Raw genomic sequence first — 11,648 nt, 5'->3', positions numbered from 1 at the left:
CGACGGAGGGGACGTAAAGGGGGCACTCACAGCTTGAACACCCGGCGGGGCGAGGCGTCCACGATGTCCACGATCAGTTCGTGCGCCCGCTCTTCGGTGACCCGGTGCTCGGCCACGAGCCGCGCCAGGAAGGAGGCTTCGATCCGCCGGGCCGTGTCATGGCGGGCCGGGATGGAGCAAAAGGCCCGGGTGTCATCGATGAAGCCGGAGGACCGGGAGAAGCCCGCCGTCTCCGTCACGGCAGACCGGAAACGGAGCATGGCGTCCGGCGCATCCAGGAACCACCACGGCGCTCCCAGGTACACCGACGGGTAGAACCCGGCCAACGGGGCAAGTTCCCGGGAGAACACCGTCTCGTCGAGCGTGAAGAGGACCAGGTGGAAGTCCTTGGCGGTCCCGAAATCCTGCAGCAGGGGCCGGATGGCCTCGGTGTAGTTGACCGCCACAGGAATATCGTGGCCGGTATCCGCCCCGAACGCCTCGAACGTGGGGGCATGGTGGTTGCGGAAGGATCCGGGGTGGACGGTCATCACCAGGCCGTCCTCCACGGACATCCGCGCCATCTGGTAGATCATGTGCGCTTCGAAGGCTTCCCTGTCAGCTGCATCCGCCTGGCCGTTGCGCCCGCGCTCAAAAAGCCGCTCCGCCTCGGCGTCGTCCAGCTTCAGGGTGGCAGGAGTGAAAACGCCGTGGTCGGCGGAGACGGCGCCCCGCTCCACGAAATGCCTGCGCCGGGCCTCAAGCGCCTTGATGTACCCGGCGTAACCCGAAGCGCCATCCCCCGCCGAAGCGATCAGGCGGTCCACGTTGTCCCGCCAGGCCGGGTGCGCCATGTTCAGGTACTGGTCGGGGCGGAAGGTGGGCAGGACGCGCCCGGCAAAGGATGGGTCCGCGTGCAGCGCGGCGTGGCTGTCCAGTGAGTCCAGGGGATCATCCGTGGTGGCCAGCACCTCGATGTTGAATTCCTTGAACAGCTCGCGCGGCCGGAAGCCCGGCTCAGAGAGCTTGGCCTGCAGGGCGTCGTAAAGCCGGTCCGCGTTCTCCCGGGACGGTTCCTCCGCCAGGCCGAACACGTGGGCGAACTCCTGCCGGATCCAGTAACCGGATGCCGTTCCCTCAAAGGTGGGCCAGGCGGCACAGAAGTGGCGCCAGACCTCCCGTGACGCGGCGGGTTGGCTGCCCAGCCCCAGCTGGTCCATGGGCACCCCGCCGGCGTGGATCAGCCGGGTGACGTAGTGGTCCGGGGTGACCAGCAGGGCAGCCGGGTCCGGGAAAGGGGTATTCTGCTCGATGACCGCAGCGTCCACGTGCCCGTGCGGGGAGATGATGGGCAGCCCCTCCACAGTTGTGAACAGTGACCGTGCGATGCTCCGGACACCGGGATCAGCCGGCAGCAGCCGGTCGGGGTGTTCCGCAATCGGCGTTCCCACGGGTCATCGCCTCCCTGCGGGGACGGAAAGTCCCGCCAGCGCGGCCGCGGAGCGGAGGTAGTCAAGGTTATCTGCCGTCCGTTCAGCCAGCGGGAGTTCGGTGGAGAAGTCCTCCACCGTCACCCAGCCGTCATAGCCATGGGCCGCTAGTGCCTTGAAGTACTCCAGCACGCTGCCCTGGCCGGAACGCAGCGGGGCCCACTCGTTCCGGAAGATGGCGGCACCGGAGTCGTCGGTTTTGCCGCTGTTGACCCAGACGGCGTTTTTGACGTGCACGTGGGCCAGGTAGTCGCCCAGGAGCTGGAACGCGGGGAGGTAGTCCTCCTGGCCTTCGATCAGCAGGTTGCCGAGGTCATGGATGACTCCCACGTGCCGCGGATCGAGTCCGTCCAGCAGCCGCAGCGCGGACGAGGCCGAAGCGGTGATGGTGCGGTGGTGCAGTTCCACGAGTGCCTTCACGCCGTGGTGGGCAGCCCGTTCGGCGATCCACTCGAAGTCACGGCGGGCACCGGCAAACAGCTCAGGGTACGGGGTACCGCTGGCCGGTTCGTTCCCCCAGACGGCCGTTCCCAACGGAGGGGTGGTCACCCGGACCTGCCCGGCGCCGAGCCTGGCAGTGGCGGCCAGCATCCGGTCAACGTCCGCATGGTTATCGCACCGTGCATATCCCCCGATGCCGGAGAATTCCAGGCCCGCGCCGGATGTGAGGGCGGCAATCCGGTCCAGGTGGTCCTCCATGCCGGTGAGCGGGACGGTGGCCTTGTTGCCGGCCCAGAAGCCCGGCTCGGCAGCGTCGGCCTGGTCGGTGATCCGCCACTCAATGCCATCCCAGCCCTGCCGGGCCAGGTGCTGCACTGCTTCGTCGGGGGTCCATTCGGGGGTTGATGCGGTAAATACTGAAAACTTCATGGCTCAGGCGCTTTCTGCCGAAGTGCCGCCGGTGCGGACTTCGAGGTCGTTGTACTTGCCGGCCAGGACATCGTCGAAGAGGACGGGCTGGCCAAGCGTGGCCGAAACGTAGACGGAACGCACCGCGGCGAGTGCGTTGACGGCGTCGCTGACAGTGACGCCGGCCTGCCGCCCACCGGCGATGGCGCCCAGGATGTCCCGGTACTGCCGGACGTGGCCGGCCGGATACACGGTGGGGTCCGCGGCCTTGTAGTCCTCCTCGGGGTATTTGGCCAGTTCCTCTTCCGCCTGGTTGCCCCCGCCCTGAAGGCCCATGTCCGCGGACTCGCCGCCCGCGTCCTTGCTGTGGAAGTACTGCAGCCGGTCGTTGTCCACCACCGCCGAGCCCTCGGACCCCATGAGCTGGACGCGTACGGTCAGCCCCGGGTAGGCAGCGGTGGTGGCGTGCAGGACGGCCAGGCCGCCGTTTTCGAAGGTAATGGTGGCAACGGCGGTGTCTTCCACCTCGATGCGTTCGTGCGCAAGCCTGGCGGTGTGCGCATGGATCTCAACGGGGCGTCCCATGAACCACAGCAGCAGGTCCACCGTGTGGACGCCCTGGTTCATCAGCGCACCGCCGCCGTCCATGGCCCAGGTGCCGCGCCAGTCGCCGGAGTCGTAGTACCCCTGGCTGCGCCACCAAGCCACGGAAGCGATGGCGGACGTCAGCCGCCCGAAACGTCCTTTGGCCACAGCGTCGGCAACGGCGACGCTTGACTGGTCAAACCGGTGCTGGCTGATCACCGAGGCAACAATCCCCTTGCTGGCCGCTTCCTTGGCTGCGGCTTCGATTTCCTGGGCCCGGGTGAGGTCAACGTCGAGTGGCTTTTCGATCACCACGTGCTTACCGGCGGCCAGGACTTCCAGGCCCTGCTGGATGTGGAGGCCGCTGGGGGTGGCCAGGGCCACAAGATCGATGTCCTCAGCCGCAAAGGCCTCCGCCTGCGTGCTGTACAGCGCCGGCCTCTGGCCGCCGCGCTGTTCGATAAAGTCCGCCAGGGCCTCGGCGGCGGCCGGGATGGCATCCACCAGTGCCACGATCCGGGCTTCCGGAAACGCCTCGAGGGCTACGGCGTGGGTGCGCCCGATGACGCCGCATCCGGTGATGGCTACGTTAAGGGTGCTCATGCGGTCTGGACTCCTGCTTCTGCGGTGACTTTTGCAAAGGCGCGTGCTGCGATGCCGAACGCGGTGGGGCCGGAGAAACCGCCCAGTCCGTGGGCACCGGCGAGGTGCGGCTCCAGGGAGGCGAAGCCCTGGTACCCGTCTGCTTTCAGCGCCTCCACGGTGCGGAGCACATCCCCGTCGCCTTCACCTGCCGGCACCACGTGGCCGTTTTCGAACAATGCGTCCTTGACCTGCAGGTACTCAAGGTGCGGACGCAGTTTGGCGTATCCCTCATCGAAGGGCTTGACCCCCACCTGGACGAAGTTCGCGGCATCCCATGCCACCTTCAGCGCGGGCGAGTTGACGGTTTCGATGATGTCCAGGACGCGGTCTGGTACGTCGCCGAAAATGTCTTTCTCGTTCTCGTGCAGCAGGATCACGCCCGCTTCCTCAGCCACATCGGCGAGCGCCCGCATGCGTTCGATGACGGCATCGCGGATGGACTCCACCTGCACGGACTCGCCGTAGTAGAAGGAGAAGATGCGGATGTACCTGGCGTCCAGGACCTTGGCGGCGTTGACCGCCCGGCGCAGCCGTTCCACTTCGTGCTCCACCGGCAGGCTGACGTCCACCTTGCCAATGGGGGAAGCGATCGCGGAGACCTTCATGCCCTTCTCCGCCAGCAGGGACGCCAGGGACTGGAGCTGTTCATCGCTCAGGTCCACGATGTTGGTGCCCCAGGCGCTGCGGACTTCAATGTGGTTGGCGCCGAGGGCCTGCAGCACTGCTATCTGGACCGCTGGGTCGTCGTCGATCTCGTCGCCGAAGCCTGACAGCTGCCACGTGACCTGGGTGGTCGAAACCATGGTTATTTAACTCCTCCGGCGGTGAGCCCGCCTACTAGGTAACGCTGGAAAATCAGGTAAAGAATGACCACAGGAGCGGCGCAAACCAATGCCGCCGCCATCATCTGGCCGTAGAACGGAATGGCGCCGCCTTCCTGCGAAGCACCAAAAATTTGGAGTGCGACGGCGGCCGTCTGGCTTTCCGGGCGGGTCATCACCGAGGCGAACAACACGTCATTCCAGCCCAGCAGGAAGGCGAAGATGCCTGAAACCACGATGCCGGGCCAGCTCAGCGGAAGGATGATCCGGAACAGGACGCCAAGGTGGGACGCGCCGTCGATCCGTGCTGCTTCTTCAAGTTCCTTGGGAAGTCCGCGAAGGTAGGTGACCATCACCCAGGTGGAGAACGGCATGGCGAAGGTGAGGTAGGTCACGAACAGGCCCCACTGGGTTCCGATCACCTGTATGCCGAGGTAGGTTGCCGCCGAGGAAAACAGGACGAAGACCGGCAGCACCATGAGGGTTCCGGGCACCGACTGCAGTGCCAGCAGCCCGCGGAGGATGGTCAGCCTGCCGCGGAAGCTGTAGCGGACCAGGACGAACGCAGTGGAGATGGACATCGCTGCGGAGACCACCGCGGTTGCTCCCGCCACCAGGACGCTGTTGGTGAGGCCGGTGGCCAGGCCAACGCTGGTCCAAATCTTCGAGTAGTTATCGAATGTGACTGAGGACGGCCAGAACTCGCCATTGGCCACCCCGATGTCCGAGTTCACCGAAGCCAGGAAGATGTACAGCACAGGGATCAGGACAAGTGCGCCGAGGAATACCAGGATGATGACCAGCAGGGGGCCCGGAAGGAGCCGGAGCACCTCATGCTGGCGGTGCGAGCCCGGACGGTCAACATCAACGGTTGACGCACTCCGCCGGGTGGCTGTCGTGGTGCTCATTTCTTCGCTCCTGGTGTTTCGGCGTCGTCAAGCTTGACGGCACGGAGGTAGACGAACAGCGGAATGGCGATCAGCACCAGGGAAATGAAGGCCATTGCGGCGCTGAGTCCAAAGCGGAAGCTCTGGAAGCTGGTGACGTAGGTCAGGATGGGGAGGACTTCGACGTCGGCCGGCGCAGGGACGCCGAACAGCACGAACGGGAGGGTGAAGTTGTTGATGTGGTGCAGCATCCCGATCAGGAAGGCCAGAGCCAGCGGGCCCTTCAAGTACGGGAACACCACGTACCGGAGCTTGTTCCACCACAGCGCACCGTCGAGTGCCGACGCTTCGTGCACCTCATGGTCCACCGACTGCAGGCCGGACAGGGCCAGCAGGTAGATGAACGGCCACGATGCCCAGATCTGGACCAGTACCAGCGTCCAAAAGGTCTGCGGGCCGTTGAGCCACAGCCCCACGTGGATCCCCACGGTGGCCAAGGCCTCGTCCACGATCCCGCCGGGCTGGAGCATGGTGCGCCAGACGGTGGCCACCACGAAGGATGGGAGGACGTACGGGATGAGGAAAACCGAGCGGATCACTGCCCGGCCCTTGAACGCGTTCTGCGTGGCCACCGCGGCGGCGATGCCCAGCGGCAGCGTCACCACCATGGCCAGCAGCGAGTAGCTGACACTGAGCCAGACGGCGTGCAGCAAGGGCGATGCCGTCACCGCTTCAACGAAGTTTTCGGCTCCGATGAGCGGCGCACTGATCCATTTCCGCAGGGTGTACTGGTCCAGGTTGAGGACGGACATGTAGATGCCCAGCAGCAGCGGGACCACGATGATGATGATCATCAGGACCCCACCCGGGATCAGCATCCAGAGCGGCCGGTTGCGTTCGCTCATTCCCTTGCGGCGCAGGCCGCCCTGGTGGCCGGGCTGTTGCCCGGCGTCGTGTGAATCGCGGGGCGCCCGGCCCGCGGCGGAATCCACCGCAGGCCGGACTTCATGAGAGGCGTCGGTTGACATCAGAACCTATCCTTTGGAGGCCCGGTCCAGGGAAGCCTGGCCCTTGTTCTGGGCGTCCTTGATCCTTTGTTCGAGTGCTGACTCGTCCACCTTGCCCGCGGCCAGGTCCGGGATCGACTGCACGGTGACGTTGAGGAGGCCGAGCTGGATATCGCCCCAGGCGCCAGTGAACGGTGTGGCCTTGGACTTGGCGGCGGCGTCAGCCACCGGCTTGAGCTTGGGGTCTGTCAGAGCGGCCAGGGCTTCGGCGTTTGCAGGCAGGTCGCCGAAGGTCTTCTGGTAGTTCAACTGCTCGTCCTTGGAAGTGATCAGTTTGATGTAGGCGAAGGCAAGGTCCTTCTGCTTGGAGTAATCAGCCACCACCAGGTTGTCGCCCGAGAGGATGCTGGCGGCCTCGCCATCGGACTTGGACTGCGTCTCGCCCGGTGCGACCGTGGGCATCAGGGCGTACTCGTACTTCCCGGCAACTGCGGACTTGTCCAGGGTGGGGATGGAGCTGGAAGTGGTCATCATCAGGTAGCCGGCCTTGCCGCTGGCGAAGGCCGCCACGGCGTTGCTGTTGCTCCAGCCGACGGAAGCAGGGTCAACGACCTTGTCCTGGGTCAACCAGCCGAAGTAGGTCTGGTAGGCCTTCTTGACGGTGGGGTCGTCCATCTTGAGCTTGTTACCGTCGACCAAGGGGTTTCCGGCCTGGACGGACATGGCCCAGATGAACTTCCAGGGGTCATAGTTGTCCTTGTAGCCCGTGGCGATGCCATAGGTATCAGCCTTGGTCATCTTCTTGGCCTGGGCTGCGAGCTCGTCCCAGCTGGTTGCGGGCTTGTCAATGCCGGCCGCGGCGAGCAGGTCCTTGTTGTACGCCATCACGAACGGGCGGCTGACGAAGGGGATACCGGCCTGGTGGTCCTTGTCCGGGCCGGAAATACCGAGGGCAGCCTGGTTGAAGCGGTCCTTGCCGCCAACCTTCTTCCAGTCGTCATCCGAGAGGGTGACGAAGGCCTTGGTGGCATAGGCCGTGGGGGTGAAGGTCGTGCCGAGTCCGTAGACATCCGGCCCCTGGCCGGAGACCACGGAAGTCTGGATGCGGGTGAGCTCGTCGTTGGCCGAGGCGAAGGTTTCAAACTTCACGTCGGCCCCGGTTTCAGCCTTGAACTTGGCTGCAATATCGCTCTGCCACTGTTTCTGCTGCTCGGGGTATTGGCTGAGAACGCCAGTCAGGACGTTCAGCGTCTTGCCCGTCCCGTCCACTTTGCCGTCCGCATTCGTGGACCCTCCCCCGCCAGTCCCGGAACCCGAACCGCAACCGGTCAGGGCCAGTGCTGCAGCCGTAACAATCGCCGCAAGCCCAGTAGTCGATTTAAACCTCATTGTTTTTCTCCTCTAGGACACCCACATGGCCACATCCGTCCTGTGGCGGAAATCACTGCAGGCGACTCGAATGCCAGTCTAGGAAGGATGCAACAACTCCGGCAAGCGGTTGCCAAAAGTTGCCAAAAATGGTGGGATTAAGGCTACAGAGTCAGGGGCCTCGCCGGCGTTAATTGTCGACGGCGGTTCGTCCAGCCAGCGAGGAAAGGTCCAGCGTTATGGCTGATCTACCCGTCGAAGCCACCACGCGCGGTGCGCTAGACCTTAACGCCAGTGCAAACCGGCCGCCCACCATCCGCGACGTGGCGGAACTGGCCGGAGTGGCCACCTCCACGGTGTCACGTGCCCTGTCGCGGCCGGACCGGGTCAATGCGAGGACCCGGCAGCGGATCGAAGAGGCAGCCGCGGAGCTGAACTACGTGCCGAGCTCCCAGGCGCGGGGACTCAGTTCGGGGCGCACCAACGCCGTGGCGGTGCTGGTGCCCGATATCACCAACCCGTTCTATTTCGACATCATCCGGGGCACGCAGCACCAGCTCAAGGCAGCCGGTTACACCCAGCTGCTGGTGGACACTGAAGAATCCAACGAGGTGGAACTCGATGCATTGCACAAGATGCGCAAATCCGCCGACGGTTTCATTCTCGCTGCCTCCCGCCTGACGGACGCCCAGCTGGCGGAGGTCTCGCGGACGCAGCCCCTGGTCACCTTCAACCGCGCCTCCACCAGCGCTCCCACGGTCATGATCGATACGCCGTCGGCCATCATCCAGGCCCTGGAACACCTGGCCTCCCTGGGCCACCACAAGGTCTGCTACGTCGCCGGACCACCCACGTCGTGGTCAAACCAGATGCGGTGGAAGGTCTTCGAGGAGGACGCGAAACGGCGCGGTATGGAGGTCCACCGGATCGGGCCCTACACCCCGAAGACGACGTCGGGGGCTGCCGCGGCGGACGCGGCGGTCAGGACGGGTGCCACTGCCTGCATCGTCTTCAACGACCTGTTGGCCATCGGCATGCTCCAGCGCCTCCAGGCCCGCGGCATCCGCGTCCCGGAGGACATGAGCATCATCGGGTCCGATGACATCTTCGGCGCGGACTTCTGCAACCCGCCCCTGACCACCATTTCAAGTCCCATCGAGCAGGCCGGCCGGGTGGCGGTGTCCATGCTGCTGGCCCAGCTCAACCCGCTGGCGGGAAGAGCCGCCCGGCAGCTGGCGGTCATGCCCACCCACTTGACCATCCGGGAGTCCACAGGCCCTGCACGACTATAGGAAGGCGAGGCTCATTTCCCCCCAGACGTCCGCGGCGGGCGATGGCGTCAACGACTTCCTGCCTGGAATGGCCCCGCTGGCGCGGGTCCAGGTGGGGGCCGCTCCGGCGGGGGTACGACGGCGGCAGCCACCCGCCGTCGTACGCCCGCCCTGGAAAATCAGTGCTTAGGCTTCCACCAGCCTGGCCCCGGCCGGAACCTCCGCGGGAACGCCCGGCTCACCGCGCCCGTACAGCCAGTCGTTGTACTGGAAGTTGTTGTCGCCGCGGCTCTTGAACAGCATGTTCCGCAGGATGCGTGCCACGCCGCCCACGTGCCAGGACTCGCCCCAGATCCGGGCGGTGCGCTGCACTCGGGCCGTCCGCGCGGCGCGGGCTTCGTTGAACTCGCGGAAGGCAGCTTCCCAGGCGCCGGCGTCGATGCCCTCGGGCGTGAAGACCTTTTCGCGGGCCACGTCCTGCAGGACTGCCGCGTCCTCCAGCGCCTGGCAGGCACCCTGGGCCAGGTACTGCAGCATCGGGTGGGCGGCGTCGCCGATGAGTGCCATGCGGCCGGAAACCCAGTTCTCGATGGGGTCGCGGTCGTACATGGGCCAGCGGATGCCGGTGGCCAGGTTCTTCAGGGCTTCCTGCACGGCGGGGACGCAGTCCTTATAGGCTGCCTCGAGCTCGTCCACGCCGCCGTACTGCTCTTCGCCGCGCTCGAAGGACGGGGACTTGAACACCGCCACGGTGTTGAGCAGCTGGCCCTTGCGCAGCGGGTACTGGACCAGGTGGCAGTCCGGTCCCAGGTAGACGATGACGTCCTCCAGGTCCGCGGCCGGGGTCTCCTCGGTGATGGGCACGGTTCCGCGGTACGCCACGTAGGCCGAATTCACCGGACCGTCATTGGCAACGGTGCCGCGCAAGGTGGACTTGAGCCCGTCCGCAGCCAGGATGGCGTCGGCTTCAAAGACCTCGCCCTTGGCGGCGTAAGCGCGGCCCCGGTCGCCGTCGGTTTCCACCTTCTGCACCAGGACGTCGTTCACCAGGGTGACGCCGGCTTCCTGGCAGGCTTCGAGCAGGATCCGGTGCAGGTCGCTGCGGTGGATGACGACGTAGGGGGCGCCGTAGCGCTCCTCGAACTCACCGCCCAGGGTCTGGCGGGTCAGCTCCTCGCCGGTGATGGCGTCGCGGAACACCAGGTGCTTGGGCTGGACGCCAATTTCCAGCGCCTTCTCCAGCAGGCCCCAGCGCTTCAGGACGCGGGATGCGTTGGGGGCCATCTGCAGGCCCGCACCCACTTCACCGAAGGCCGGTGCCACTTCAACCAGGGTGACGTCGGCGCCGTTTTCGCGAAGCGCCAGCGCTCCGGCAAGCCCGGCCATGCCGCCGCCCACCACGAGGACGTCGGTGGACGCTTTGACGTTAGACATTGGAAACTCCTACTGCTGTTGATTTCTTGATTTTGATGCCGACTGCTGCGAGCAGGACTGCTGCTGCGGCGGCTGCTCCGGCAAACGCCAGGAAGTTTGAGTTGACGCCCAGGCCCGCTGCGAGCAGGAGCCCGCCGGCCTGCGGTGCGGCCACTGCCCCGATGCGGCCCACGCCGAGTGCCCAGCCAAGGGCAGTACCGCGGAGGTGTGCCGGATAGTGGCTGGCCACGGCCGCGATAATCAGGCACTGGGTGCCGTGCGTTCCCACGCCGGCAAGCACCAGCATGAAATAGACGACGGCGACGGGCGGCCCGGACACCAGGACCACCAGGGCGACGGCGGCCACCGCCGCTGCCGCAATCGCCGTGGGAATGGGCCCGAACCTTGTGCCGGCCCAGGCGGTCAGTACCGAGCCAGCCACGGCGCCCAGGTTGAGCGCCAGCGCGAACGTCAGGGCGGAGCCAAGGTTGTACCCGGCCAGCTGCATCAGGTTGGGCAGCCAGGTGCCCAGCCCGTACCAGGCGAACAGGGTCACCAGGGTTCCGATGGCAAACAGCAGGCTGGTGCCAAGGTAAGGCGCCCGGAGCAGGGAGCCGAATCCCACGGACTCCTTCGCGGTGCTGCCGCCGGTTGTCTTGGGTGCCAGTGTTTCCGGCAGGTAGCGGAACCCCAGCGGGATCACTACCACCAGGGCGACGACGGCCACGAGGAACATGATGGGCCAGCCTAAGGCCGGAATCAGCGGAATGCCCACCAGCGCGGCGAGGGAGCCGCCGATGGGAACGCCGGACATCATCAGGGTGGCGATGGTTGACCGCCATTTTTCCGGCACGAGTTCGGCCACCAAAGCGTTGGCTGAGGGCACCAGGCCCCCCAGTCCGATGCCGGCCAGCAGGCGGAGGCCGCCGAAGACCGGCGCATTGGGGGCAAAGGCGCAAAGGATGGTGAACGTGGAAAACACGATGGCGCAGCCGATGATGGTGCGCCGCCGGCCCCAGGTATCGGACATACGGCCGGCAAAGACCGCTCCAATCATCATGCCGACAAAGGCCATGGACCCGATGGTCCCGGCCGTGGCCTTGGTCAGGCCCCAGCCGGTGTCGCTGATGAGTGAGCCCTGGACGGTGCCGTAGACGATCAGGTCGTAGCCGTCGAAAACGACCAGCAGCCAGCACACCAGGACGGCAAGTACGGAACGCCGGGGGAACCCGGAAAGGCCTGCGCCCGAGCTGGGGGCGGCCGTGCGCTGCGGCGCTGCAGCGGAAGTTGTGTGATTCATCCCACCACTGTGCTGGCAGTCATACCAGCGCGC

Annotated in this window: 10 protein-coding genes; 1 reads left to right on the top strand and 9 read right to left on the bottom strand. The window is 65.8% G+C overall.

Annotation, left to right across the window (positions count from 1 at the left end):
* Window positions 1–26: 26 nt before the first annotated feature.
* Genes uxaC through LDO14_RS03415 form a run of 7 tightly spaced genes read right to left on the bottom strand, consistent with a single transcriptional unit; the run spans window position 27 to window position 7,652 of the window.
* Window positions 27–1,430: a glucuronate isomerase gene (gene uxaC, locus LDO14_RS03445; RefSeq protein ID WP_056391223.1), complete on the bottom strand. Its 1,404-nt coding sequence runs from the start codon at window positions 1,428–1,430 to the stop codon at window positions 27–29.
* 3 nt (window positions 1,431–1,433) lie between these two features.
* A complete protein-coding gene (locus tag LDO14_RS03440) occupies window positions 1,434–2,339 on the bottom strand; it encodes a sugar phosphate isomerase/epimerase family protein (RefSeq protein WP_223993800.1) in 906 nt (301 codons plus the stop codon).
* 3 nt (window positions 2,340–2,342) lie between these two features.
* The gene (locus LDO14_RS03435) at window positions 2,343–3,506 is read right to left on the bottom strand and encodes a Gfo/Idh/MocA family oxidoreductase (RefSeq protein ID WP_056391229.1); all 1,164 of its coding nucleotides are present in this window, start codon (window positions 3,504–3,506) and stop codon (window positions 2,343–2,345) included.
* Window positions 3,503–4,351 (bottom strand): sugar phosphate isomerase/epimerase family protein, encoded by an 849-nt coding sequence (locus LDO14_RS03430; RefSeq protein ID WP_223993799.1) that lies wholly within the window; start codon window positions 4,349–4,351, stop codon window positions 3,503–3,505. The genes LDO14_RS03435 and LDO14_RS03430 overlap by 4 nt, the downstream gene beginning before the upstream one ends.
* A gap of 2 nt (window positions 4,352–4,353) precedes the next feature.
* On the bottom strand, window positions 4,354–5,277 hold the full coding sequence (locus LDO14_RS03425; RefSeq protein WP_018772179.1) for a carbohydrate ABC transporter permease: 924 nt from the start codon (window positions 5,275–5,277) through the stop codon (window positions 4,354–4,356).
* Window positions 5,274–6,284, bottom strand: a complete 1,011-nt coding sequence (locus LDO14_RS03420; protein WP_018772178.1) for a sugar ABC transporter permease — start codon at window positions 6,282–6,284, stop codon at window positions 5,274–5,276. The genes LDO14_RS03425 and LDO14_RS03420 overlap by 4 nt, the downstream gene beginning before the upstream one ends.
* 6 nt (window positions 6,285–6,290) lie before the next feature.
* Window positions 6,291–7,652, bottom strand: a complete 1,362-nt coding sequence (locus LDO14_RS03415) for an extracellular solute-binding protein (protein ID WP_223993798.1) — start codon at window positions 7,650–7,652, stop codon at window positions 6,291–6,293.
* Between the two features lie 218 nt (window positions 7,653–7,870).
* On the opposite strand from LDO14_RS03415, the gene LDO14_RS03410 reads away from it, so the two are divergent.
* The gene (locus tag LDO14_RS03410; protein WP_223993796.1) at window positions 7,871–8,923 is read left to right on the top strand and encodes a LacI family DNA-binding transcriptional regulator; all 1,053 of its coding nucleotides are present in this window, start codon (window positions 7,871–7,873) and stop codon (window positions 8,921–8,923) included.
* A gap of 165 nt (window positions 8,924–9,088) precedes the next feature.
* On the opposite strand, the gene LDO14_RS03405 is transcribed toward LDO14_RS03410, so the two are convergent.
* Window positions 9,089–10,336, bottom strand: coding sequence for an FAD-dependent oxidoreductase (locus tag LDO14_RS03405; RefSeq protein WP_223993795.1), 1,248 nt, complete (start codon window positions 10,334–10,336; stop codon window positions 9,089–9,091).
* Window positions 10,329–11,615: an aromatic acid/H+ symport family MFS transporter gene (locus LDO14_RS03400; protein ID WP_223993794.1), complete on the bottom strand. Its 1,287-nt coding sequence runs from the start codon at window positions 11,613–11,615 to the stop codon at window positions 10,329–10,331. The genes LDO14_RS03405 and LDO14_RS03400 overlap by 8 nt, the downstream gene beginning before the upstream one ends.
* Window positions 11,616–11,648: the final 33 nt, after the last annotated feature.

The organism is Arthrobacter sp. NicSoilB11 (genome assembly GCF_019977375.1).
Lineage (GTDB): Bacteria > Actinomycetota > Actinomycetes > Actinomycetales > Micrococcaceae > Arthrobacter.
This window is presented reverse-complemented; position numbering and strand designations above follow the sequence as displayed.